At 56.6% G+C, this 24,359-nt stretch carries 21 protein-coding genes and 2 pseudogenes; 9 read left to right on the plus strand and 14 right to left on the minus strand.

Going from position 1 to position 24,359, the window contains the following annotated elements:
* Nucleotides 1-556 precede the first annotated feature (556 nt).
* The 4 genes from AC6I9R_RS17275 to AC6I9R_RS17290 all read left to right on the plus strand — a co-directional run bounded on the left by AC6I9R_RS17275 (nucleotide 557) and on the right by AC6I9R_RS17290 (nucleotide 4,763).
* Nucleotides 557-1,468, plus strand: a complete 912-nt coding sequence (locus AC6I9R_RS17275; protein WP_461427233.1) for a sulfotransferase family protein — start codon at nucleotides 557-559, stop codon at nucleotides 1,466-1,468.
* A gap of 304 nt (nucleotides 1,469-1,772) precedes the next feature.
* Entirely contained in the window at nucleotides 1,773-2,462 is a 690-nt protein-coding gene (locus AC6I9R_RS17280) for an SGNH/GDSL hydrolase family protein (protein WP_461427232.1), read from the plus strand.
* Entirely contained in the window at nucleotides 2,459-4,300 is a 1,842-nt protein-coding gene (locus AC6I9R_RS17285; RefSeq protein WP_461427231.1) for a carbamoyltransferase family protein, read from the plus strand. Before AC6I9R_RS17280 ends, AC6I9R_RS17285 begins: the two co-directional genes overlap by 4 nt.
* Complete coding sequence (locus AC6I9R_RS17290; protein ID WP_461427230.1) at nucleotides 4,287-4,763, plus strand: hypothetical protein; 477 nt, start codon at nucleotides 4,287-4,289, stop codon at nucleotides 4,761-4,763. Before AC6I9R_RS17285 ends, AC6I9R_RS17290 begins: the two co-directional genes overlap by 14 nt.
* Nucleotides 4,764-4,869: 106 nt before the next feature.
* Here AC6I9R_RS17290 and AC6I9R_RS17295 read toward each other — a convergent pair whose 3' ends face one another.
* The 10 genes and pseudogenes from AC6I9R_RS17295 to AC6I9R_RS17340 form a co-directional block, all read right to left on the minus strand.
* Complete coding sequence (locus AC6I9R_RS17295) at nucleotides 4,870-5,865, minus strand: hypothetical protein (protein ID WP_461427229.1); 996 nt, start codon at nucleotides 5,863-5,865, stop codon at nucleotides 4,870-4,872.
* On the minus strand, nucleotides 5,862-6,860 hold the full coding sequence (locus AC6I9R_RS17300) for a hypothetical protein (RefSeq protein ID WP_461427228.1): 999 nt from the start codon (nucleotides 6,858-6,860) through the stop codon (nucleotides 5,862-5,864). Before AC6I9R_RS17300 ends, AC6I9R_RS17295 begins: the two co-directional genes overlap by 4 nt.
* Nucleotides 6,861-7,596: 736 nt before the next feature.
* On the minus strand, nucleotides 7,597-9,294 hold the full coding sequence (locus AC6I9R_RS17305; RefSeq protein WP_461427227.1) for an asparagine synthase-related protein: 1,698 nt from the start codon (nucleotides 9,292-9,294) through the stop codon (nucleotides 7,597-7,599).
* Nucleotides 9,294-9,434, minus strand: coding sequence for a hypothetical protein (locus AC6I9R_RS17310; protein WP_497862966.1), 141 nt, complete (start codon nucleotides 9,432-9,434; stop codon nucleotides 9,294-9,296). Before AC6I9R_RS17310 ends, AC6I9R_RS17305 begins: the two co-directional genes overlap by 1 nt.
* A 414-nt stretch (nucleotides 9,435-9,848) precedes the next feature.
* Nucleotides 9,849-9,986 (minus strand): hypothetical protein, encoded by a 138-nt coding sequence (locus AC6I9R_RS17315; RefSeq protein ID WP_461427226.1) that lies wholly within the window; start codon nucleotides 9,984-9,986, stop codon nucleotides 9,849-9,851.
* A 181-nt stretch (nucleotides 9,987-10,167) separates the two neighbouring features.
* Nucleotides 10,168-10,608 (minus strand): lasso peptide biosynthesis B2 protein, encoded by a 441-nt coding sequence (locus AC6I9R_RS17320; protein ID WP_461427225.1) that lies wholly within the window; start codon nucleotides 10,606-10,608, stop codon nucleotides 10,168-10,170.
* A gap of 33 nt (nucleotides 10,609-10,641) precedes the next feature.
* Nucleotides 10,642-10,938: a hypothetical protein gene (locus AC6I9R_RS17325; protein WP_461427224.1), complete on the minus strand. Its 297-nt coding sequence runs from the start codon at nucleotides 10,936-10,938 to the stop codon at nucleotides 10,642-10,644.
* Nucleotides 10,939-11,071: 133 nt separating this feature from the next.
* A complete protein-coding gene (locus AC6I9R_RS17330) occupies nucleotides 11,072-11,332 on the minus strand; it encodes a PqqD family protein (RefSeq protein ID WP_461427223.1) in 261 nt (86 codons plus the stop codon).
* Between the two features lie 324 nt (nucleotides 11,333-11,656).
* A pseudogene (locus AC6I9R_RS17335) lies at nucleotides 11,657-12,361 on the minus strand (DDE-type integrase/transposase/recombinase).
* A 183-nt stretch (nucleotides 12,362-12,544) separates the two neighbouring features.
* Nucleotides 12,545-12,676, minus strand: coding sequence for a hypothetical protein (locus AC6I9R_RS17340; RefSeq protein ID WP_497862967.1), 132 nt, complete (start codon nucleotides 12,674-12,676; stop codon nucleotides 12,545-12,547).
* 98 nt (nucleotides 12,677-12,774) lie between these two features.
* Here AC6I9R_RS17340 and AC6I9R_RS17345 point away from each other — a divergent pair, with 98 nt between their 5' ends.
* From AC6I9R_RS17345 to AC6I9R_RS17360, 4 genes are all read left to right on the plus strand, one after another.
* Complete coding sequence (locus AC6I9R_RS17345) at nucleotides 12,775-13,653, plus strand: hypothetical protein (RefSeq protein WP_497862968.1); 879 nt, start codon at nucleotides 12,775-12,777, stop codon at nucleotides 13,651-13,653.
* 1 nt (nucleotide 13,654) lies between these two features.
* Nucleotides 13,655-14,518: a sulfotransferase domain-containing protein gene (locus tag AC6I9R_RS17350; RefSeq protein ID WP_461427220.1), complete on the plus strand. Its 864-nt coding sequence runs from the start codon at nucleotides 13,655-13,657 to the stop codon at nucleotides 14,516-14,518.
* Nucleotides 14,515-14,778 (plus strand): PqqD family protein, encoded by a 264-nt coding sequence (locus AC6I9R_RS17355; protein WP_461427219.1) that lies wholly within the window; start codon nucleotides 14,515-14,517, stop codon nucleotides 14,776-14,778. Before AC6I9R_RS17350 ends, AC6I9R_RS17355 begins: the two co-directional genes overlap by 4 nt.
* A 137-nt stretch (nucleotides 14,779-14,915) precedes the next feature.
* Complete coding sequence (locus AC6I9R_RS17360; protein ID WP_497862969.1) at nucleotides 14,916-16,727, plus strand: asparagine synthase-related protein; 1,812 nt, start codon at nucleotides 14,916-14,918, stop codon at nucleotides 16,725-16,727.
* Nucleotides 16,728-16,953: 226 nt separating this feature from the next.
* Here the strand turns inward: AC6I9R_RS17360 and AC6I9R_RS17365 are convergent.
* From AC6I9R_RS17365 to AC6I9R_RS17375, 3 genes and pseudogenes are all read right to left on the minus strand, one after another.
* Nucleotides 16,954-17,313 (minus strand): annotated as a pseudogene (locus AC6I9R_RS17365) (DDE-type integrase/transposase/recombinase); the annotation flags it as partial.
* 105 nt (nucleotides 17,314-17,418) lie between these two features.
* Complete coding sequence (locus AC6I9R_RS17370; protein WP_461427217.1) at nucleotides 17,419-18,396, minus strand: hypothetical protein; 978 nt, start codon at nucleotides 18,394-18,396, stop codon at nucleotides 17,419-17,421.
* Nucleotides 18,393-19,346 carry a hypothetical protein gene (locus AC6I9R_RS17375; RefSeq protein WP_461427216.1) on the minus strand — a complete coding sequence of 318 codons (954 nt, stop codon included), beginning with the start codon at nucleotides 19,344-19,346 and terminating at the stop codon, nucleotides 18,393-18,395. Before AC6I9R_RS17375 ends, AC6I9R_RS17370 begins: the two co-directional genes overlap by 4 nt.
* A gap of 56 nt (nucleotides 19,347-19,402) precedes the next feature.
* Here AC6I9R_RS17375 and AC6I9R_RS17380 point away from each other — a divergent pair, with 56 nt between their 5' ends.
* A complete protein-coding gene (locus AC6I9R_RS17380; RefSeq protein ID WP_461427215.1) occupies nucleotides 19,403-21,904 on the plus strand; it encodes a hypothetical protein in 2,502 nt (833 codons plus the stop codon).
* A 90-nt stretch (nucleotides 21,905-21,994) separates the two neighbouring features.
* Here AC6I9R_RS17380 and AC6I9R_RS17385 read toward each other — a convergent pair whose 3' ends face one another.
* On the minus strand, nucleotides 21,995-24,352 hold the full coding sequence (locus tag AC6I9R_RS17385) for a coiled-coil domain-containing protein (protein WP_461427214.1): 2,358 nt from the start codon (nucleotides 24,350-24,352) through the stop codon (nucleotides 21,995-21,997).
* Nucleotides 24,353-24,359 lie beyond the last annotated feature (7 nt).

Here is a 24,359-nt window from a genome sequence, read left to right on the forward strand (position 1 = left end):
TCACCCACACGACGGATGGGATTAGGGCCAATCGACAGGCCGGTTGAAAAAAAATGAAAAAAGATTTGGAGCTGGATGTCGGAGCGGGTTTGTTGGGCATTGGCTCGAAAAAGTGCCGAGGCATCCCACACGTCGGTTTGAGCAGAAGCCCATAAATGCAGATTTGCGTCAGGCAGTCATCCTGTTTGCTTCGGGGGTTACGGCCAGGTTGGCGAAATCTTCCGCAACACTCCGACGTGGAACTCGGTTCGATATGGCTGCGAGCATCGCATCGTCCCGATACTGAACATCCGCCACGTTGTGGCAACTCGATAGAATTGGACCAAGAGCCTTCGCCGACTGCATCTTAAGTGGAAGTAATCCTCATTCGACGAGACGGTTTTGAATTCGTTTGCCAGCACCTCTTGCCGAGTTGAGATGTCCTCAGGCGTTAGACAATGGTCGACAGCATTGCTTGCGTTCCAACCGGACACCGACTTACGCTTCACCCTATGCAATTCTTATTCGGCACTCCTCCAAGCGTCATCGAATCCCGTCCTAGCGGACCGAGCGATCGGTGAAAGATACGGCAGCCGCAAACCCATTGGTGGCGGTTGGTGGTCTGGGTGGTTCCGGAACACGCGTTCTTGCCGCCGGTTTGCGTGCTTCGGGAATTCATATCGGGGAACGATTGAACCGTCCCTTGGACAACTTGTGGTTTTCGGTCCTGTTCAAACGTGCGGCATGGACTCAGAACCCGCCCACCTTTGAGGACGTTGCCAAGGCGGCGGATCTCTTTAAGCGCGCGATGACGAGCGGTCTTCGAGGGAACTTGCGCCCGGAAGAGCATGCTTTGTTGATGAGCCTGAGGGCGCAACTTCCCCCTAACGGCCGATGGAAAATCGGTGCCAGCGCATCCGCTGTCGATAGCCTTTTGGACAGCAGTCCGCGACCCCAGGCGGATACCCGGGCTTGGGGTTGGAAGGAGCCGAACACGCATATCTTTCTGCCCCATCTCGCCACCCTGTTTCCGCAGATGCGTTACATCCACGTGGTGCGCGACGGCCTGGACATGGCGTTCAGCAAAAACACCTGGCAAGCGCGTCATTGGGGTCGTCTCTACGGTTTGCCCTACAGATGGTATCGGTCCGCACCGCAACAGCAGTTGCGCTTTTGGCTAGCCGCCAACCGCGCCACTCTCGAATTCGGAAAGACGCATATGCCGGGCCGTTTTCTGGTCGTGCCCTACGAGGATTATTGCGCGCGCCCGGACTGGCATTGGCCCCGCCTGCACGACTTTCTGGAGCTCCCGCCAAACACGAGCCTATCACACGACATCTTGCGCCCAACAAGTATCGGACGCAGTCAGGATCACGATTTAACTTCCTTTCCCCAAGATCTCTTGTCTTCCGCTGCCGCTCTGCAATCTGAACTGAAGGCGTTCCACGCCCCGCCACCGAACGAGGGCAATCCGAACGGGAGACATTGACTGGTTTTGGAGAGCGCTCTTTCCAAAAAGGGTCACGTTCGGTAGTCTTCGACCATCGACCGACAGATCAACTTCCGATAAAACTCGGCATTTCAACACAGTAGCATACATGTTACCTGCATATCCCCGCCGGACCAGGGTCGTTACCAAACCCCGCTTGCTATTCCGCCCGGACCCCGTATTGGGCTGGAGCCTGACGCCCAACCATGCGGTTCGTGTTGGTTTTCGAGATGGTGTTACACAGCATGTCGATGCCGACGGATGGCGTCACATTCCAAGAGGCAGCGTCGCAAAGGGCCCCCGGGTGGCCATCTACGGCTGCTCCTTTACCTATGGGACTGGACTTTCGGATGACGAAACCTTCTGTGCCAGGCTACAACGCGACCTGCCGTCAGTTCGAATTCTTAATCGCGGCATAGGTGGCCACGGAACGGTCCAGAACCTCCTTCAAATGCGTCGGGATATCTCCGCAGGAGCAGTAGATACCGCAGTCTTTGCGATCATCAGCGACCACAGATTCCGCAACATCGCCCACCCCCAACGGATGTCGCAGTATCTTAGCCGAGATTGGTATGACCTTGGCGTGGAACATGTGCCGGTGGCAAAGCTGGACGCTGCGGGCCGTGTTCGGATCGTCTATCCGCCGATCTGGCAATCGGCGTTGCAAGAGTCAGGTTTCCAAGTCTTTTTGCCTGATGACTATATGATAAACGCTGCGACGCTTGCAGTGCTCGACCTGGCGCAACATGCGGGCAAGGCTGCGAACGTGCCCGTTGCTTTCGCCCTGCTTGACGCGCTTGATGCGGATTTCAGTTCTGCTGTTTGCGAGAGGTTTCCCGCAACGCTGAACATCTCTACACCCTATGATACTGCGCACACTTTTTTGCCGCAGGATATCCATCCAAATGTGCGGGCAAACCGGTTGTTCGCGGATCGTCTGGCGCGGCTTGTCACTGACCTGTGCCAAGGTGTGCCCACGGGCCAACCTGCATGACCGCCAACGATTATGTTCTCGGAATATCAGCCTATTTTCACGATTCCGCTGCAGCTTTGGTTCAGGGTGATCGCATTGTCGCCGCCGTCCAAGAGGAGCGCTTTACACGGGAAAAGGCCGATTGGCGTTTTCCTGACCAAGCGATCCGTTACTGTATGTCGCAACTGCCTGAAGGCGCGACCCTCGACGCCGTCGCCTACTACGAAGACCCGGGCATGAAGGTCCAGCGGTTTCTCGACAACGCGCGCTCCCAAATGCCGAGTGGCGCGCGGCTTTGGCCAAGAATGATCGAAACGCTCGCGTGTTTGACGGACGATTTGCCACGGCAACTCAAAGAGGTGGCTGGCGACCAGACCCGCATCGCGTTTGTGCCGCACCATCGATCACACGCGGCCTCGGCGTTCTACCCGTCGCCATTCCAAAACGCGGCCATTCTGGTTCTCGACGGTGTCGGCGAATACGCGACCACGTCACTCTGGTCTGCGGATGCCACCGGGCTGCGATGCCAGTCTGAGCTTCGCTTTCCGCATTCCCTTGGCCTCTTCTACAGCGCGTTCACGCAGTATTGCGGGTTCAAAGTGAACTCGGGCGAATACAAACTCATGGGGCTGGCTCCCTTTGGCGTACCTGAGTTCCGCAGCAAGATCCTGGATGAGTTGATCGACATCAAGGCCGACGGCAGCTTCACCCTCAACATGAGTTACTTCGGTTTCGACAAGGATCTGAGCGCTATCTCGCCGCTGTTCGAAATGCTTTTTGGCCAGCCGCAACGCCGCGACACGTCATCAATTACGCCCTTCTACATGAATATGGCTGCTTCGGCGCAGGCCGTTCTGGAAAAGGTCGTGCTGGCCCTGGCCAAGACCGCCTTGCGCCTCGGCAAGAGCAAATACCTCTGCCTTGCGGGAGGCGTGGCATTGAATTGCGTCGCAAATGGTCGGCTGGTGCGTGAACTTCCCGAGTTGAATGGGTTGTGGGTCCAACCCGCAGCCGGAGACGCGGGAGGTGCGCTTGGGGCGGCCCTTGAGATCGCCCGACCCTCGGCCTCTGTAAGCGCTCGACGCTCAACCAAAGATGGGATGTCTGGTGCGTTTCTTGGCCCACAACACACAGATGCCGATATCCGCAACGCACTAGAGACCGCCGGACTGATGTATGAGAGCCCGGCTGATCCAGGTGCTTATGCCGCGCAAGTAGCTTCAGCCTTGGCAACCGGTCAGATTGTTGGCCATTTTCACGGGCGCATGGAATTCGGACCGCGTGCTTTAGGTAATCGGTCCATCCTGGCCGATCCACGCCACAAAGAAACGCTTGGCCGGGTCAACCGCGCGATCAAGTTTCGCGAAGACTGGCGTCCCTTCGCACCAATGGTATTGGCAGATGAGGCCGATAAAGTGTTCGAGGCCCCCACCGAGAGTCCCTACATGTTGCTGGTCTCCACCCTCAAACCAGAACACCGGGGCGCGGACGGCGTGTCAGAGGCGCGCTCAAAAGGCCATCACACGCCGATGGCATTGCAAAACGCTGTGACCAGTCCGTTCGCTGCTGTGACCCATGTGGATTTCAGCGCTCGTTTACAGACAGTTGACCCATCCGAAGGGTCCAGGGCTGGCGAGATATTGGCGGCATTTCACGACGTCACCGGCTGCCCAATGCTACTCAACACGTCGTTCAACGTCCGTGGAGAGCCTATCGTATGCACGCCGCAGGATGCCATTGATTGTTTTCTCAATACGCATCTGGATCTACTGGCCATTGGCGGATTTCTGGTCCGCCGGTCCTCTCAAGCCGATTGGGTCCACGAAAACATCGGAAGGAAGCACTTTGCCGTCGATTGATCACGCGGAATTTCTGCAACGGATGATGACTATATTGAGCATCGGTGCCCGCGATCCGTCGCCCCCAAAAACTGGCGTCGCGCCGCTGGTCTCCACCCTGGAAGCGGCCGTGAAAGGGGTCGTGGCCAAGACGTCTGGGCCAAGCAAAAGAGCCATCGTGCGCGCCGCCTCCAAGGCCAAGACAGCGCTCCGCAGTAAACAAAAGGCAGCTTGGCGAGCAAACGCGCCGAAGAGCGTTCTTCTACAGCCGTCTGAAACTCAACCGCGTGCTTTTGAAGAAGTTTACGGCCGCGAGGGCCGGTTACTACTCGAATTGGCCGAAAGGGCAAATTCCAACGGTGATCCCAGCATGGCTTGCTTAATCGCTGCGCTCGAAAAGTCGATGCAGGACGGCATGCTGGAGTTGGAAGCCGGGCCGAAACCCGCACCACGCCTGACGCGCTACGTCTATCCGGTCGTTTGACTCGACTCTGTTGGCGAACCGGCTGATCTGCCTGCCAAGGACGAACGGCCCCCTTGGTTATCGGTCTCCTATAATTCTCGCAGAATGGGTTGCGATCATGGGCGCCTTAGGTTGACACGATCTCGCTCAATACCTTTTCGATCTGGTTTTCGAGCGCATTAACTTCATTTGGTAAACACAGGGAAAAGACCTGACATTGCTTGACGACCTGCGCCAACGTCAGAAGATCGCGATGCCGAGATGCGGGCGCATCGACGTAAGGCGCATATGTGTGAGCTGAAAGTGGCACAAGACCGGCCGCGCCCGTCAAACGCTGGAGGTCATACGTTCTCCCTTTCCGGTCTCCTAGAACGACAAGCGCATGAAGTGGCATTGGACGATTGACATGCGAAAATGGGGGAACGGTTAGGTCAACATATCGTTTTTGGTTGAACGAAATGACTGGCCCCGCCACTGCCCGTGGTGATATCGTAAGCTCTGCAATGCTTTGCGGCCAAGCCCTAAGGAAAGGGTAGGCAGGCGGGATGCTCCACGAACCGGCACCAGAGGCTTGAAGGACCCCGATATCGTCGGCGATTACAGCATGTCCGGCGATCGCTGACGTGGCGAGGATCGTAGATTTTCCTGCGCCCTTCCCCCCAAGAAATCCGATGGCGGCACCGTCAACCTCCAAGAACGCGCCGTGCAGGCATGTCAGTTTGAGAAATCGCATCATACTGCCGAGGACTCGTCCGATGAGATAAGCTTCGACATCGACTGCAGGCGTGTTCGGCGCAATCTCGACCAGGATTCTTGGGGGCGCGCCGACCAATGTAAAAACCACGGCACCTTCATCGCTGTGGTGCGAGATACGAATGCCCTCCTGTTTAGCCCAAACGCTGAGATACGGCCGTCCGTCGGCAGTCACCGCATCCGTGCGCATAACTGCATCGTCAGGGATCTCTATTTGGCTAACTTCTTTCGACCAACTGGCCGAAACATGCAGATCGGGCTTTGCGTCTGGCTCTGCTGCGCGCAGGCAGTGTAACTTAACCTCCGACAGAAGGGTGTAGCCATAAGCGGAGTAGGCCCACGGCCCACCAATTTCTGCGGGCTCGCTCATGGTAATGCCCAGGCAGATCGGATTGCATCCGCCCCGGCGGCCATTTTGCGATTGACCGATTCCGACGGGGTGATTGGGATGGGCGGCTCACTGGTTTCGGTCGCCAGAGCTTTTGTGAGATCAAGCAGATATTCGCGAACAGGGTCGCGGAAATTGAGCCGCCGGTAGGCGGTTCGATGGGCTTCCCGGATGCCGCCGAACCTCAGATATCCCGCGGTGGCCCGCAGGTGCTTCAGAACCGGTACGCGGAGAGGGCTGCTCCTGGCCGCCTTTTGCTTCGTGCGACGCACCTCAAAACTTGATCCGCCGATGTGGTGCAGCGACGGAAGCGTAATGTGGCGCGGCCCGTCCAAAAACGCAGTGGCAAGCTTCGCTGTGTCGTATAGTTTCGCCCTCCGTCCGCGATGGACGAGTTCGGTTTGTACTGCTCCAGATAGCTCGGACCAAGTGATGTGTTCGAAACTGACACCATAGGCATCGGTCACCGCCCGCAACGCTTCGCGATCAAAAACCGCGCAATAGGTACAGCCCACCGCCCCGCCTTCGTTGTTGCGGATGTATTCTCCAGTCAGGCTTTGAAGCGGAGGCTGGAAAACCCCGTCCCCGTCTGGCAGCCAGATGGGCTCTGCGGAAAAGACAGCGGGAGCATGGCACAGGGCGTCTGCCAAGGCGGGGGAAAAGGCGCCGGTTGCGATGATGTCAGAATCCATGAAGCAAAAGGGACCTGACGTTGGCACGTCTATCAAAGCATCTAGGATCTCCCCATGGGACCTGCAGGCGGTTTCACTGAGCGACAGCAAAGATAGCCGCGGCGACTGGTTCGCGAAATCTTCCAGCGCGCGCTTCTCCGGCGGCAGGCAGCCATTGTCGATGAGCCGAAACTGAGCGCTATCATGAGCCAAGAGCGATTTGAGGAACGGTAAAAAATACATCACCGTGCCGGCCGTATAGACGATGTTGAAAGTCCAGCGTTCCGTGTCCTCTGGGCACATCATTGTTCGGTCTTGTTCATTAGGTCAGCGCTGGTCCCGGCACCATGGTTGAGCGCGGCATATGTCGTCAAGATTTCCGGCGGGAGAGGGCGTTCCGAGGCGGCCTGTCTTTGGTGGTCAAGAGCGTGTGTCACAAAACGGCGCACGCGCCATGGTGAGGGGCGCAAGCCCAAGTCTTGTGCCATCGCAAGGACTGTACGTCGGTAGGCGACCAGATCTCTCAAATCGTAAGCGACTAGGGGAAATGGGTCCTCACGGTGGGCGGCCAGTAACCGGAGATTGTAGCTCTGCCAAAGATCAAGCCCATCCTCGATCGACATGCCATTGCGCGCTTTCAGCGACGCGGCCACGGCCATTGGGTGTCTAAACGTACCCACAAATCGGACGGGGCCGGGCGCCAACTTCCGCCACGTCGACAACAACAGAAGTATCCGAGGATCCTTAACACCACACGGCCGATTTTCTGAAAGGGCGCAAGCATGGTCGTGTAAGCCAATCCGAAGGGCCGGATGAACCTCGATTTCCTCAGTGGGCGGCTTCGACCAATGCGCGTTTGCGGCCGCGAGAATTCGGTCGTGGAGCGCCACCAGCTCACGGGCCTCAAAGTGCCCCTTCGGATTGTGTCGATTGCGCCACGTCACGTCGCCAAGATGCAGACCACAGGCCCGAAGAGCACCCGCAAGGCACGATGTCCCGCTGCGATGCATGCCAAGGATAAAAACGAAGGGAGGCGGCTGTGTCACGTCGCCTCGGCGATATCGTCGACGCCCTCCAGGAAGCGTGCAATCGTAAGGCCGCGCATCAGAAACACGCTGCGATGCAGCGCTAATTGATCCTCTGGCCGTGCCATCAGATCCCGACCGACGCGTTGCAGCGCAGGCAAATCAAGCGCTTCCTGCGCGATGGGGTTAGCCTTGGCCCGCGCAAGTCGTTCTTCGATCCGATCCCGTTCCGCCACAATCGCAAAAGGCAAATCGCTGGATGGCTGACCCCTGGGGCCTTTGGCGAGAGAAGATGGGGGCAAAAGATCAGAAAACGCCCGGCGGATCAGAAGGCGCTGTTCCCCTTTGCGGGCGAATTGTTCTGGCGGAAGACCAAAGCAAAAATCCATGACCTCACGGTCTAGGGTTGGAACGGCGAGGTCCATCCCGAACGAAGCCGCGATCGCCCGATTGGTGCCTGACATCCCCGACATCATCAATCCATAGATTGCCTTGAAAGGTTGCGGCGCCTCTTGCTGGCGGCGGGCCAAATCGGGGTCCACGGGCGCGTCGGTATAGTGTTCGACAAACCTTGGTTTGATAAGCAACTTGATGTCCGCTGGTATGCCTGTACGGGCCCACCGGACATCGCGAACGGCGTTTATGATCCTGTTCGTTAAGGCGCTGCGCCGCTCTGGCACGCCCATTGTGTTGGCAGACACCGTGAAATTGCCCATATCCCCGGTCACGACGCGCGCGATCCCCAGGCCCTTTGCCGCGTGCAGTATGTTGTAATACCACGCCCAACCCGCGATGGCGTAGTCCGGTTGGCCGCAAGCAGCAAGCATCGCATCCAAAGACGTCAGCGGCGAGACAGGAAACCCCCGTACACGCGATATGTCGATGCCGCCAAAGTGGTCGGACAGAGCCTGTACGCCATCCAGCTCGTCGCGCAGCCTCCCCTTGATCAGCTCGTCTCGGGTTACTTCCGGAGTCCAGGTGATCGCCCGAAGTGTGCGCCCCTGGGTGCGAAGCGTAGGAACTGCGAGCGCTGCGACCGTGCCCGAATCCAGGCCACTGCTCAGCGCAACCGCTGTTGGCGTATTCGGCGTCATGACACGAGCGACCGCCCGACCGTAAACCTCACGAAAAGCGGCAAAGTATTCGGCGTCACTTCGGTAACGGATCTCAGCCACCTCGCGCGGGTCCCAAAGCTTGTGCTGTGCCGGCTCTCGTCCGCGGCGAAAGACGATGGCATGGCCGGGCTGCACAGCCTGTACGCCTGAATAAAGCGTTCGGGCGTCTCGCTTTTGACCAACACCAAACTGAGCCAACGCGGCCAAATCGATGCATTTGGCCACCTGCGCATCTCGGATAAGAGCGACAAGGTCATCTGCCACTTCAAGAGTGTCACCGCGGCGGGTGAAGTAGATGCCCTGGCAACCGATCGCATCACGCCCAGTAACAACGCTACCGGTTCCCGGATCCACGGCGATGTAGGCCCACGCCCCCAGAACGTGCCGTCCCAAATCGGTCCCCCAGCGCTCATATGCGCGGGCGAAAAGAGCAGTTTCAGAAAGGGGCGGTGCTTTCTCCAGCCCGAGCACTCGGCGTAGATCTTCGTGGTTGTCGATCCGTCCCGAAAACAGGCAAAGACCGCCCGATCGCAGAGGTTCCGACGTTCCGGATCGTACGGCAATACGAAGGTCGCGGAGGTCGATGCTGGCAGACAACATCAGAAGACGAGCGCTGGTTTCAGGTCGGAAACCCGAAGTGCGGGAACGTAGGTCAACGAGGAGAGGTACGCCAAGCCTACTGCGGTTGTTGCCATCGAAAGCTCCTGAAAGCGGCATTGATCCGCGACGATGATGGACAAGTCAGCCCTTACCCGGGTCACCAAATACATATCAACGCTGCGATGCCAAAGCGGGGCTAGAACCTGTAAGATGGGATTTCGGCCCCAGAGTACGAGCGCGCCACAAGCCGCCCAGTCCATAGCGCAGTTATTAGAGAACCATGCGCCTACGATCGCTCACTCGAACAGCGGTTTGCTCGTGGCCAAGTACCACCCGCATCGGCGTCACTGAGCTAGCTTCGTTCAAATCCGCTAAGGAGCCGTTTTCGCAAATAGTTAGTGGCTCTTGCGGCGCATTGATAGGCCGCGCATTGGTGGCGGCGTCGTTCAACTCGGTTGTCGTCCGCACTGCGCGCAACTAGAGCAAGCTACGGCAACACAAGCGCGCCACACATCCAAGTGTTCCAGTTTAAACAGATCGTTTGCGGATGCGGTTCACGAGTCCCCGCCGTCTACACCAGGGGAACTGGTTGCTGACTTCGTGTATTCCTCAAGCGAGCCATGGTCGGTCAGGTGAGGCGCCTCATATTCCGCTTTCGCAGACGTGCCGCCGTTGTCGGTCTTCTCAGTCATTGCAGATGTCCTTTCGAATGCCAAACCCTTCCGTGCAACTCTCTTCATTGTCAAGGAACAGCCGTCTCTTTCTTGCGCACGCTCTGGCTTTTGCGCACAGTCGGGTCCGTGATTGTTTGCGGGCATCTCTGCAATCGCTGCCTTGTGTTCTTCCGATCTGTCTAGAAGATACTGGTCCGCGTCACCGGGTCCATTCTGCATCCGTTGCGAAGTCTTCGTCGAACGAGATGAAGCGCTGCACAACTTTCGGCCCGGCATTGACGGGCTTACCTTCGAATTCCACCCAAGCGTGAGCCTTGAGCCCACCGTCCTTCATCATCGCTCCGATCCGCAGGGCGCTGTCAACTCCGTGCCGACGCAAAAGAAGCCAGATCGCCAACGACCGCGACAAACAATTACCACACCAGGGCAACCGCATCTTGACCAAACGCAAGCGCAACCGCGTGTGTTCCACAATCAAAGCGCTGTCGGTGGGGGGCGGGGCCTTGCCTAGCGGAATGCGGCGCAGAATACGGCGAATTCGGGCAAGACCGACCAGCCTGACACCTAAGTGAATGGCCAAGACCAAGGGCACGTCGAGGGCAGCAAGGAAACGTGAAGGAGGATTACGGAGCCTGGGCATAAAGGTTGGTCGGCCTGTCTTTCTGACTGAGTCTCAGTGAAGGAACGTATCGCTATTGTTGAGAAATGGAACGGGCATGCGCGTAGTCGGGACGCGCAATTCAGGTGCAACGTCTGCCGTTTGCCGGGACTGCGGCAGTGCCGTGCGGATTCCGCCGCCACGTTCGTCCAGCCAAGCGCGCGACGCGCGCACCCCGATAAATCCAGCAATGTTGCTCAATTCGGCATCGGATGCTGTGAACAAGTCCTCAAGATCGAGCCCTAGAAAACGTTTCGTTCCGAAAGTCGTTTCAACACTTGCGCCAACGTCCTCATCGCGTTGCCGGATCATCGACGACTCGAGAGGATAACTCAACACCATAGGCGCATGGCTGGCACCGAAATTCTGGAAGTAAGTGCGGATAGGAGCGCGTCCCAACGAGCCGCAAGACCCTGCGCGACCCGTGGTGCTGAAGAGACAAGGTTCAAGGCAAAGCAGCGCCCATCAGCTTGTGCTCCAGCAGTTCCGCCAAGAGCGTCGCAAGATCTGCCCGCAACTGAGCTTCGGAAGTGTCGAACTCCGAAAGAAGTGTCGCAATGACGGCGTCAACATTGGTGTCCTTCGAGACAAGCTGCCAAAATCTGCGGCCGACGCCGCTTAGACTGTAATAGTGTTCCCTAGCAGTGTCCAAGAGAACTACTTCGTCGCCGAGGTCCGACGCGATCACCGCTTTGTTGATCTCCAAGTGCTGTGGTAACGTCAAAATGCGTCTCCTGCCAGATATGATGTGGATAGTTAAGTGACCTTTGCTTGTCCGAACGGGGTCACGGCTGCGCTGGACCGTATTCATTTTGAGCTTCAATCCGCTTTGATAGTCTCACGACGGTCAACGTATGCCTCGCGGTCTGATTATTGTTCAAGAGGGTCTTGTCAGACAAACTCAGGTTGAGTTGGGGCCGGCTGGCATCCTCGAAAGGCCAAGCGCTCGCTACTCAAGTGCTCCAACACCTCGTCACGGTGCCGTCGGACGAATTCGAACCAGTCTCGGCTACGGCAGGGTAGCAGCCGTTTATACGATGCAGAGACCGCGCAATTTGGACAGGGCAGCGCTTGGGTTAAACTCGAAGTTGCAGCGTAAAGTGAGATGCGTTCCTTATTGAAGTGATTGCTTTCGGAGGCGTCAATGGATGCAAACTCACGCAGACTGCGCGTTCTCCGAAACCGAACCAACGCCCCTTCCCTTCGTCAGAACGGCAGGCGCGGATTCTCGGCACTGTTGTTTAATCAGCGGCCAGTTTCTTGCCGCTCTGCGCCACAAAGCACCGTCAGTGCGGCCCAGCAATGGTAAAGTTCATCGGTTACGATAACCCCGTGCTGACTATGCCCAAACACTGTTTTTCAGAAGAATTCTCATGCCACCTTCCTGTTGCGGCGCTTCTTGACGTAGCTTTCTAACGCCGTGCCTTAATGATCGGTGACCCGCCAAAGGTAGCTGCGTTCGTAGTTGACCTCCGCGAACGCCTCGTTCAGTTGCCGCCACCGCTTGCTAGCTTACATCCCTTCGAACCGGCGCTTCATTATCTCCGAGGCGAACGTGGCAACGAACCTCTGCCACCAAAACGGGATGGTCGTATGGCTCACATCGACGCCGCGCTATCGAAGCAAATACTCTGCTTTTCGCAGCGAGAGAAGGAACTCCACGTAACACATCAACACCAAACGGATGATCTCGGGGCTCGTCCTGAAGAAGCAGCAGAGGGGAGCGTTTGGTCACGCAGTCAGGTTACGTAGCTTCCCTGGCCCACTCAAGCTACGTTCCTTTGACAAGGCCATACGAGATCTTCGTCAACAAGCGCTCGAAACGGCATCACGCTGCATCATCACAGGCACGCCGTTCCGGAAAACACCCACTTCCGCTTGCAACTCAACGCAGACGACCCAAACCAGGCCTTGCTCGTCAGCTTTCCGAGCCCATAAAACCGTCGGTTGTCGGACCCATGATGGCGTGCACGTCCTCCATTGATTTGTCGAGATCGATTAGCTCTGGATCCGTCCAGTCCAGCAGCTCGGGGTCTTTGGTATCATCCATCAGGAAGGCTCCAATCTTCATGCGGTTGGCAAGATCTAGCATAGGGGTGCGCGCCTGAAAAGACTGCAGCTGAGGCACCGGATGCGTTCATCTTGCAGATGTCTCTAATCACATTTAGGGCTGATCACATGGTGGCATGCGCGCTTGATATCTTGAACGCCGAAGCGGTCATCAGGCCGGGACGCGTGCCTGACGCGCTTCCCCATGCAGACCTGGTTGCGCCGGTTTTCGAGATTTCCAAGACCGAATTCCTGCTCAAGTTGCGCACCGGGTTGAGGATCCACTACCGGAAGGGTCATGGCGCCACTTTTGAGAAGCCGGACACTGTGTCCGACGCTGAGGTAACGCTTTTTTTCAATGGGTCAGTCTTTGGCGCGATTGCGTGGATGAACGGGTTTGTTCCATTGCACGCCTCTGCGGTCGTTGACGACGGCGCAGTCCATGCTTTCACCGGTGCTTCGGGGACCGGAAAATCGACGCTGGCGGCCGCATTGGGCGCGCGAGGCTTCCCCTTGATGGCCGACGACGTTCTGGTTCTGGATCTGCGCGACCCAGACGTCGTTACATGTCTACCCGGGTTCAAACGCCTGAAGCTGTGGCAGGATGCGCTGGATCTGACGTGCGCAGAAGTAGACGGCAAGGTGCGCGACCAGCTTTCCAAGTTCTACGCGCGCCCCCCCGGCGGAACCGCGCCCATCCCCCTTCCCTTGGCGAAGCTCTACTTCCTGAAAGACCGAAGCGATGCGCCGACCGTTACGCCCATTCAGGGCATTCAGCGTTTCACGCGCGCGAGGTCTGCCTTCTATCGACTTGGGTTTTTGGACGCCATTTCGGACAAGCGTGATCTCTACGGGATTACACAGCGGTTGAGCCAGAGCGTGCCGATGGCGATTTTTGACCGCCCGCGCGGAGAGGCCGTCTTTGACGACGTCGCAAGTCATATCGCCAGCGTCATCCGTAACGGCGACGGTTGGTAGAATGCCGAGCGGAAGGATCGACTGGCTGGCGTCTTATCCCAAGTCTGGCAACACCTGGATGCGGATGTTGCTGGCCAACTACTTCAACGAAACCGACCAACCCCAAGACATCAATGCACCCGGCGTGACGAAAGGGATCGCGTCCTCTCGGATGCGGTTTGATGATTTTCTGGGGATCAACAGCTCGGACCTCACCATGGAAGAGATCAAGAATCTTCAGCCCGAGGTTTACCGGATGATGACTGATGGCGCTGAATGCCACCAATGGATCAAGGTGCATGACGCTCAACTGCGCAACTCCGAGGGGCAGTGGCTCTTTCCGCCGGAGGTGACGGGCGTCGTCGTCTACCTGATCCGCAATCCCCTTGATGTCGTCGTATCCATGGCGTTCCACGATGGTCATCAGGACATTGATCAGTCGATTGCCAAGTTATGCTCCTCGGCCACTGTCTTGGCGGGATTGCCCGATATCCAACTTCCGCAGCAAGTTGGGTGTTGGAGCGAGCATGTCAAAAGCTGGGTTGATCAAGACGATATGCCGGCCCTGGTCGTGCGCTACGAAGACCTTCTGAGCGATACGGCGGCCAAATTCGTGGACGTTCTGGAGTTTGCCAGACCAGACGCGGTGGTCGACCGGGACAAGGTGGCCCAGGCCGTGGCGCACTCAGAGTTTGACCGATTGAGCGCCGCCGAAGGGGAATTCGATTTCCGAGAGAAGCCGCAAAAGGCAGCGAAGTTCTTCCGTAAGGGAGTGTCAGGCGACTGGAGGAATCACCTAAATTCTGCTCAAGTAGCCAAGATTTGCGACGTGAACGGCTCCATGATGGAGCGGTTTGGCTACGCCGACGAGGGGGGCATGCCGTGACGATCGAAAAGGCCGCTGATGCATTCCTTGAAACCGAACTTGATGGTGAACTGGTCTTGCTGAACCTCCAAAACGGTAGCTTTCACGCCATAAAGGACACCGGTCTGGCCATCTGGCGCCTTATTGACGGTCAGAGAGACGCGGTCGCCATCCAGCAGGAAATCGCGAGCCGCTATAACGTCGATGACGAGACGTGCCGCACAAAGGTCAACCAGTTCTTGAAGACGCTGGCCGATGCCGGCTTCGTCAAAGACGCGTAGCGCGGTGGGTCGCCATTTTTATCGGTTTGCATTGTCGCTGGTCCGGAGATCGGCTTGATCCGGCGCAGGCGGACCGTTTTGCAGCGTCTCTCAGCGTTGGGCTGCCACAAAGACTGGCACATCGCAGCATAGGCGGTGTGACCTTTGTAGGGTCAACGTCTGGCGCGACCTACACGCGATCATGGGGGCCCGTCCGCTCACCTGCAGGCGACTATATTTTGTTTACGGGGCGGATCGACAATCGCGACGACCTCTTGAGGTCGTCCCTGTCAGGAAAGGTCAACCCGGCCTGCGATGACGCAACCCTCTACGCATGGTGCCACGCCGAGTTTGGCGACCTGTGTGACCTCAGGCTGATCGGGCAATACGCAGCCATCCTATGGACGCAGGAGCGCAACCAAATCCGATTGGCCCGCAGCCCAATTTCTGGTCCGCCGCTGCATATCTGGCAAGGCGAAGACACGGCCATCATCGCCTCAACGCCCCGCGCCATCTTCGCCACGGGCGAGGTTCGCCAAGAGGTTGATGACCTCAAGATCGCGGATTCCCTCTATCTCAACTACGCCGAGGCAGAGCGCGGGTGGTTCAAGGGCATATCACGTCTTCCGGTCAACACCCGCGCCACCGTGACGGCGACGGGAATGCAAAGCACGCTCTACTATGATCCCTTCGCAAAAGGGCCGGTGCGATTTCCCAAGGATGATGACTACGTGGACGCAGCAAACGCGCTGTTTGACGATGCGACACGCGCTGCGTTGCGCGGGGCCTCCAAGCCCGCCATCGCGTTAAGTGGAGGTTTGGATTCCCAAGCCGTTGCTGCATCTGTACTGAGCCAAATTCCGTCAGACGCGTCGCTCTTCAGCTTCACGTCCGTGCCATGTGAGGCGTGGGACGGTCGTGCAAAGCCAAACAAGTTTGGCGATGAGCGCACCCATGTAGAGGCCTTTGCAGCGATGCAACCAAGGCTGACCACGAACTTCGTGGATGCCGAGGGTCTGAGCTTCGATCATAAGCTGGACGCCATGTTTCTGATGGTCGGCGCGCCGCCGCGCAACGCGATGAACTTGCATTGGATGCACGAAGGAATGAGCCTCGCCAAATCCTCCGGATGCGACGTCGTTCTACACGGAAGCAGCGGCAACGCGACATTCAGCTTCAATGGGAATGGTGCCTTTCCCGGGTGGGCGCTTGGCGGCAACTGGATGACGCTTCTGCGAGAGGTATGGGCAGGCCGTCGCCGCCACAAATCGCTGGCCCACGCGTTTGCGGGGAATGTAATCCGGCCCCTGCTGCCGCATAAGATGGCGACCCAACTGCGGCGTCTGCGCTTTGGAGCGCATGCCAACCCGTTTGATACCTGGTGCCCCCTGAACGCGGAATGGGCAGACGCGATGGAACTTGACGCGCGCGCCGCACAATTAGGGTTCGACGCGCACTTTCTTCAGCCCAGATCAACGCAATCACTCCGTCGCGCCCTATTCAACAACGCCAGCAATGAGGCGGGCGATCTCGTGCAAGCCCTGGAGGCCCTCCACGGCATCCCCATGCGTGACCCCTCCAGCTATCGCCCGCTGGTCGAATTCTGCTTCAACATCCCCGACGATCAATACATTCGCGGCGGTCAATCGCGGTGGCTCGCGCAACGGATGCTCAAGGGGAAACTGCCCGACAAAGTGCTTTCCGAGACCCGCCGGGGACAGCAGACAGCGGATTGGCACGCGAGGCTTTCGCTGCAACTTCCCGCATTGCGCGACGAAGTTGACGCCTTGTCGCGCGATGACGTAATGGCAGAGATGTTGAACCTTCCAAGGCTGCGCCGGATGTTGGAAAACTGGCCGGATGAAACGCCAACCAGCCCGTCAGACCCCAACGCCTCCCTTCACCTCGCCTTGACACGCGCCCTGACGACGGCGCGTTTCATCAAGTACGTCAAAGGTGGAAACAGCTGACGGAGGGCTCAGTGCGAGGCGACTTCCGGCGGCGTGGCTCGCTTGAACGCCGCAAAAGCATCCCGCTCGGCTTGTCCCGTGACGCAATCGTCCCCAACCATCAGCCAGGCATGGAGTTGGATAGCCTCCAAAGGAGAGGGCAGCTTGACCTGGTTGGTCTAGGTTGATTGTTAGTGCATGGTTGCACGTCAGCGTGTATTATTTATCGTAGGGATATCAGCATGTGCGCCGCCTTCTTGTCGCGGCGCTTGGCGACATAGCGTTCCAGCACCTCGCCATCGCGATTGACCGCTCGCCAACGGTAGTGGCGCTCGCCTCTGATTTTCATGAAGACCTCGTCCAATGACATTTCCAGCAGCAGGATTCTAGGTCCCGGCTACGCCATATATCGATCTCTGACGTGAACATCGGACCGCCCCGTTGCCACCGAATCGGACCGTTTCATGGCTGAAATCGATGCCCTAATCATGGAGCAGATCCGCCACGTAGCGAAGCGACAACGGGAACGCGACGTAGAGCATCACGCCCAAGAAGAATGATCTCAGGGCTCCTCTTTTTGATTCTTGAATGAAGATCTTTTGGACATCTAAGGAAGCCACTAGACCGCCCTGCCCTGCTGAAGCCAGTTTCCTCTGAAAATACCGGCGGAAATCAATAGGTCCCTACCCTAATTTCGCAGCCCCCACTCCAATCAGATTATGATCGGTTCAACGCCAACTCGACGCCCACCGCTTTTGATAAACTCTACCTCTGGTTGCGCATCTTTGGCGGTGGGGCTGCCGGAAAGACCCCCGAGGTCAACACTTGCGCCATTGCCATGCAGCACCCAGTCTTTTCTGCTTTGCACAAAATGCAGAGCCTGCCCCATTGACGCTGGTGGCAATCCAAAGTTAATTTGAAAACGTCTCTGACCCCATTCAGGCTCATCCAGACGGGCAAGGCTGGTCGCGAGATCTAGCGCCCAAATGGTTGGAACCTCGGATTTACTGGCCGCAGCAAAGTATTGGGTTTCAAGAGGAAAAAAAGCTTCCGCCTTATTGTGCTGTAGAAAGGACAGCACCGATAGAAGCTCCTTAGTCAACGGAACCTCTCCGAGAGTTCCGATTTCGGGTATATTATCCGCAACATGGTTTATGCCGTGGAGCATATAAGCCTCGACATCCTCATCAACAGAGAACAACAGCGGGTCCACGAATTTGCGCCCTTGGACCGGCGGGTTCGCTCGAAGCTCGTTCCAGCAAAAGCGAAAAAAACCAGCCGGTACAGACCGCCAGTCGCATACACCTTTCAGAAAAAAAAATTGAGCAACTTCAAATACGCGGTCGCTCCCTTCCTCCCCGCTTTGTGAGCGGGTCCTCAAACGCGCCACGAACAAACCTTCTGCAGTTGTTTGAAACTGAAGGGTGCCAACACTTCGCAATGATTGGTCGATGTCTTTCGCGGACAGTTGCGTGTCGCCCCGCATGGCCTTTGTGAGCTTATCAAGTGTTAACCGCTCACCTGATCTGGAGGTGAAGTGCCGAGGAAAGTCGTCGGATTGAGCGATGAACCCATAGGGCCCATCAGGCACCTCTGCGCCGCCCTCAGAAATCACGAATTTCCCAGAAATCCCGCGTTCAACACGGATCTGCGTTCGAGGCACGAATTTCGCTATGTCCGTCTGCGTCAACCTACGATCTCCTTAAGATCAAACATGAACTGTGTCTCATGTTCAAAGGCGGCCCAAAGGAACGGATCACCAACAAGATAAGGCAAGGTTTCGCTGTCGTGCTGGTGCTTCATCCGAATGCCACTTTGATCCTTTTCCAGGGCGTTCGGGTCCACGTTGGCACAGCCAAACTCTCTGTTGAACCCAAATGCTGAAATAGGAGTGATTTTGATATCCAGCTGGTTAAAGCCTGCCTTGCTCATCATGTCCTGTGCCTGCAGCTTCACCCGCCGAAGGCACAGCTTGAGAATTTGCTTTACTGCGTCAGGACGGATCGCAACGTCCAACGCGAGATCCCCAAGATGAAGTAGAAGCACATCAAACATCGTTATGGCAATGATAAGGCGATCAATGTTTGGGCATTTTCCGTCGTCTTTTGCTTTTAGGATTGCCGACAGTTCCTGACGAGGCATTCTAAAAAGTGCGTTGTTGGCAAACCCTGTAGCCGGGACAAAGAAAACGATACCTACCGACTCCTCGATCCAGGATTCGTACTCCGCGCGCGCTGCCGTTGACTCCGGCGACTGATCGGCAAGGTCAGATGTCCTCCCCGTCTCAGACCTCCGGAATATCTCCCCTGGCACGTCCAGTATGGCGAATTCCTCTTTAGCGGGCGCAACACTGTTCCCCGGAACGTTTACATTCAATGCATAATGCGCTTCCAGCGCATCAACCGTCCCCCCAGGTAGGGCGCCGTTCAGTAGCCGACCTTGATCGATCATGTCTTCGGTACTGATCGTTAATGGCATAGGGTTTTCAAATACATCCGGCGTATAGCCACTTGCATTGTTGCGCACCGCATCGAGTAGCTGCGCCAAAGCTACCGTCTTTCCCGAAGACTTGGCGCCCACCATTGTGACTTTCTTCAACAAAATCAGTTCTCGTCCATCTACCCAACGCTGGCTTGCCAAGGTTAGTTACCCTGCATAGGCTCACCGTAGCTGGTATTTGCTGGGGTCGACAACTAATGAATTACGCCGATTTGTCCAAGCACGTCTGGATGCTGTGGGACGGTGCACGCTGTGCCGTAATCGGAGCCAATTTTGACTCGACGACCGGCATCTTAGCCGGAACGCTCTGCGTGGCGCTGGTTCATCGCGAACAAAAGGCGCAGGTAATAGGTGTTTGCTCAGTCGAACCCGATCCAACGCGCCGCAGTCAACTGGGCATGCGCATTGCGACGAGCGCGCTGCGCGCGCAGGACATTGTGGAGATCTTGATATTTGACGGCGACAGCCGTTTCCACCCAATCAAGGTTTTGCGGCTGAATCAGGCTCTGCTGGAAGCCAGCGGTGACCGTGAACGCATATGCGTCTACATTAAAACGACCGCAGGCGACGAACAGAATGTATCTTCAGCGATTTTCGTCACGCCGGATGATTTCCCGGTTGCGGAATGGGATCAGCTCCCGTCGATCTGGGAAATGCGTGCAATTGTCGGTCCGCTTGACGAAGTTGCCGCGCCGACCTTACAGGAAATCGGTCCGGCATCCAAAATTGTTCCTGGCTCACGCGGAACGCTGCACATCAGCCCGACCGCGGGATACGTAAGCACCAATCAAGGTGTTTTCGGCCCAAACCACCCGTCCGGGATCGAAACGGAAGCAGCCAAGGCCCGAATCCGAACCGTCTCCATCAGAGTCAGTGCCGATGACGAAAATACCCTCAAAGACCTGCGATTGATACACGCGCGCAGCCTCGCACGACTTCAAGAGCAGTTGAAAGCAACGCTGGGGCTATCTGATGCAGACTGGCAGGAAATAAACAGTATCGCATTTTATACGTTTATCGAGCTCGCAGCGTCGTTAGTTGGTTCGTTAGACGGAGGTCAGTTCGATCCGACTCAATACGAATCCGATATCGCAGCTGCGAAAGACAACTTCGCAGATGTTGTTCAGAACTCCGTGAGACAGATTATCCTCGATCCTACGCACGAGGGTTTCGACGACTACGCCGTGACAATCCCAAAACCGGAAATTGGTCCGATGGGCTTTGATGAGACCATTGGGATTCCACACGTGTCGGTGGGTGATCTGCTCACTATCGTCGACTTGAGGAAACGACGCATCATCGTTGACGGATCGCCAGCGTCCGATGACGGTCTTGCGACTTTCGAAGTCGGTCTCGAACGAATTGCGCAAACCGCGTCTTCAGATCAGATGGTTGCCGATATGATCCGAAAAATGCGGCATGTGGCGGAGGATGACGACGCGGAAAACGCTTCGCAAGATCTAGACCGAAGCCTCGAAGACTGGCTCGTAAGAACGGGGGCTCCACGGGATGCCGGGCATTTGACGCCAGCTTTCGCTGAAGCGTCGCGGTTTTATGGTGGCAAGGCCTTTGCGTCGATCGAACTTTGGCAGGAGTTTGTGGCCGATCCTGCGCAGGCAATCGCTGCCTGGTCGCTTTTTCGAGGTCATGAACTAGCAAGGCCGACCTGCCAACGAACTAAGGCGGGATCTGACTTGCTGTCCCGGGCTCTCAGCCTTGTTGTTCCAGCTCATGAATTTAACTGGACCGCTGCGGAAATTGATGTGCAGTTGCGGCTGATAGCCGAAATTTGGGCCCTAAAGAATACCAACGAACTGGTCGCCGCTTTGCAATGGCTTCCTGATCTGGCTTTCGAGCGGTCAGCCCATACTCTGTCAGAAGTCGGCGACGCTCTAACGCGCATCAATTCCGCGCAAAGTAAACTAGGCGTAAGACGCAAGGCGCTTGGTGGCTGTTCCGCCGCGCTTCGTGCAATCCTGGAAAACAACACCCGGGAAAAGCTTACTGCCGCAGAGATTCTGTCCGCTGCCACCGAGGCGGAGCAACATCAGCTTGAAATGGCGGAAATCATGCGGACCATTCAAGCGACGAAAGACGATGACGCGTCCAGAAGCGACACAGTAGGCCGGACCGACAAGGGTCCGGCATACGAAATGCTTGAACCCATGTTGACATCGGGTGATGCAGCGAAAGCTGAGAAAGCACAGACCTTGCTTGAGCAACTTGATGCCGCCAATGGTGCACCAGATGTTCAGACCGTCATTGTGGAACTAATCGCGGAGCTATACCCGGACGAGAAAAGGCCAGCACACAAGGAACTATTACAAATCATGTCAGATGCATTTGAACATGATACACCTACAACAGAAAAACTGATTGAACTTGAACGTTTCACAGGGTCGGTTGTTAGAGAAATGCTGCTCCCGGAAATCGTTAAGAAACGCGATGCTATCAAGCGTAAGGTGGCAAGCCTGAGCCTCGAGACCCCGGCAGATAAGGATCTTGGGCGCGCTATCGTAGCAGGTTATGCAGTCTACGAGATGGAGCGGGAGTACCAATCCTGCAGTGCAATTCTTGCAACAATGCAAACGTCATCCGATTGCTACCGTGCCCTTAAAAGATCGTTGAATTCCTGGCCTGCGGATGCTGAGCTGGCGGTGAAATTGGCACGAAAGTCCAGCGCTCAAAGGCTTGATTAGCTTCGGTACATGTAGCCTACAAAACCAACATCATTTTAGTTGGCACCAGACAACTGCAGAAACCCGATTGGTTTACAAGTTTTCTCGCTCTCAGCGGCGACGACGAGAATGCGCGTTCATAATGCGATCGGCCATCGCGTTTGTGGTCGCAACCGGGTTTCGCTGTTGGGGCTGTGTCTGCGGTACGCTCCGCTCTGAATCGTCAGGTTTGTTTTCTGCTAAGCGCGTTTCGCCGGAACCAAGGGCTACAACAGACCGCGTACTTTGCATAGGGCCAGTACGGTCATTTTCCGATGAAGCCGGAAAAATAGCCGGAATAGCCTTGCCCTCATCAGTAACGTTTTCTGCAGCAGGCCCTGCTCGCGCAATCGGCGGAACAGGCTTTACAAGTCCATTTTCCGCCGGAATTTTCACCAAAGCATCCAACTCCAGCAAAAAGTCAGTCGAGAAATCAACTTCGCCAGTATAGCGGTTGATGCGTGTCTTCTTTTCAGCCCTGAACTGGGCAACCAGGCGTTTCATCCGCCCGCGAAGCGCATCTCTGTATTCATCAGCGAAGCTCGCCGGCAAGTATGGCGATCCACTATTGCGATACTGTACTTCGGCCAAAATCGCCTGGACCGCTGCGCGATCTGGCTCGTCGAGCATACGATTCCGCTGATAGTCGCCAGTCCGCGCACGCATGAAATTGTTGATGTAAACTTTCATTCCAAAGAACCAAAGCTCCACAATGAGTGTAAAGACGAGCACAGTATACGTGGGAATGTTTGAACGAAGAGTGAACATTTCAGTATAACGATCAAGTGCCGCGGCTACGCCAGACCTATTGCGCGTGATTTCGGCCACCAGCCTGTCCAATTCGGTCGTTAGGTCGGCCACATCAAATCCGTTAGTCCTCGCCGAAGCGAGGCAGGGATCAATCGCGCCCGTCTTCAGAGTATCAATCGTTTCCGACACTTCGGCGGTCGAGAGCTGCTGCGCTGTGGACCGCAGAACGCTCCGCGCCTGATCAATCGTCTCGCGCCCCGCATCACAGGCCAGCACGACAGCTTCGGAACGTTCCTTGGCCCCCGTGAACATGCCTAAGATCTGGTCCAAATTAGCACCTGTACAATCGATTGATAGCGCTTCGGGCGCAGTATCGGAATTGAAGCCGTCGCCCGAGCGCGCGAGGCCGATCACAGCCCGACATTCATCCCTGAGAGTCGCGAGACCAGCCAGTGTAGGTTGGTCCTGGAACTCGGTAATCGCTGTCTCAAAAGGTTGAAGGGTGCTCCGTGCCAAGGCCTCTTCCTGGTCGTGATCGAAGCCGCTCAACTCATTGCTCGCTGCTTCAAGATCGGCCTCCGCTACGGGCAGTTGCTGTTGGCTGCGCTCGATCAGATCCAGGGTTGTCTCAAGCTCTTCGGTCGCGGATTCGTACTCTGATATCAGGCTCTGAAGCCGAAAATAGTTGGCCAACATGACATCCGTGCACGGCCCGGTGCCAGTATTTCGAGTGTTCCCTCTCAAATTACGCTCTCTGCAGACCTGTTCATCCCCTTCTTCGATAAATTGAGCTTCCAGTTCAACGGCCAGCAGAGGCTGCTCAACCTCTTGCTGCGGACCACATCCGATCCGAAATCGCTCGGGTGGCACAAACCCGGGTTCAAAAGGGTCAGTCGCTGGTTCCGGGCATTCTAGCAGAAAGGCGGCGCGTGTCTGGCTCAGCAGGGTTTGCCAATCTTCGTTAGCAGCGCCATAGGACCTAAGCTCCTCAAGAGCTTGTGCAGCTTCAGTTTCCAGAATGGGTCGACGGGCCTCCAGGTCACGTATCGTCCTCGAAAGCTCTGCGACTCGGTCTTCCAGAGTGTCTTCCAGCGCCACAGCAGCAGTCCGTCGTTCTTCGCGGTTCGATTCAAGACCTGCGATGACGAGGCGCAGTCCCTCGCCCTGCCCCAACTCTTCCGAGATCGTTAGCATCTGAGACCTGTAGGCTGCCACGGAGGGGTTAGCCTCATAGTCACGCGTTGCCCTCTCCAGATCAGCCGTCGCCACCCGTGAGACGAGCGTGTTTATCTCGGCGACGGCATTGATGTCGTCTGAAATCTCATAGCTGTCCAGATTAAGGGAACTATTTGCTTCGTCATACCAGAACCGGAAAGAGAAAAAGGCGATCACCAGCAACGCGACAGACATTGCGAGAGCCCAAGTGATTATTGTCCCAAAGTTCGACTTTCGGGACGTCAGCACGCCTGCAAAACTGACCGAGAGGGCAACAAAGCCCCCGCCAAAAAGCAACGTCAGCATCGCCGCAATGCCAAAGGCGTCGCTCGTACCAGGCGTTGAAAAGAGTTCCAGTGCCCCGCTAAACAGCGCGTTCATAGTCACGCCGAGGCCGGCGAGCGCCACTATCCACAATACAACGAGGACTCCTCGATCTGATTTTGTCATGTCTTCAGGAAACATAGCCAAA

Source organism: Gymnodinialimonas sp., from assembly GCF_059726805.1.

Bases quoted from the DNA above. Each gene is read 5' to 3' on its own strand.
- AC6I9R_RS17380 (WP_461427215.1), top strand. From the start codon at position 19,403: ATGAATTACGCCGATTTGTCCAAGCACGTCTGGATGCTGTGGGACGGT.
- AC6I9R_RS17350 (WP_461427220.1), top strand. From the start codon at position 13,655: ATGCCGAGCGGAAGGATCGACTGGCTGGCGTCTTATCCCAAGTCTGGC.
- AC6I9R_RS17345 (WP_497862968.1), top strand. From the start codon at position 12,775: ATGTCTCTAATCACATTTAGGGCTGATCACATGGTGGCATGCGCGCTT.
- AC6I9R_RS17285 (WP_461427231.1), top strand. From the start codon at position 2,459: ATGACCGCCAACGATTATGTTCTCGGAATATCAGCCTATTTTCACGAT.
- AC6I9R_RS17305 (WP_461427227.1), bottom strand. From the start codon at position 9,294: ATGTTGTCTGCCAGCATCGACCTCCGCGACCTTCGTATTGCCGTACGA.
- AC6I9R_RS17320 (WP_461427225.1), bottom strand. From the start codon at position 10,608: ATGCCCAGGCTCCGTAATCCTCCTTCACGTTTCCTTGCTGCCCTCGAC.
- AC6I9R_RS17385 (WP_461427214.1), bottom strand. From the start codon at position 24,352: ATGTTTCCTGAAGACATGACAAAATCAGATCGAGGAGTCCTCGTTGTA.
- AC6I9R_RS17315 (WP_461427226.1), bottom strand. From the start codon at position 9,986: ATGACTGAGAAGACCGACAACGGCGGCACGTCTGCGAAAGCGGAATAT.
- AC6I9R_RS17295 (WP_461427229.1), bottom strand. From the start codon at position 5,865: ATGAGCGAGCCCGCAGAAATTGGTGGGCCGTGGGCCTACTCCGCTTAT.
- AC6I9R_RS17325 (WP_461427224.1), bottom strand. From the start codon at position 10,938: ATGATCCGGCAACGCGATGAGGACGTTGGCGCAAGTGTTGAAACGACT.
- AC6I9R_RS17340 (WP_497862967.1), bottom strand. From the start codon at position 12,676: ATGGATGATACCAAAGACCCCGAGCTGCTGGACTGGACGGATCCAGAG.
- AC6I9R_RS17300 (WP_461427228.1), bottom strand. From the start codon at position 6,860: ATGATGTGCCCAGAGGACACGGAACGCTGGACTTTCAACATCGTCTAT.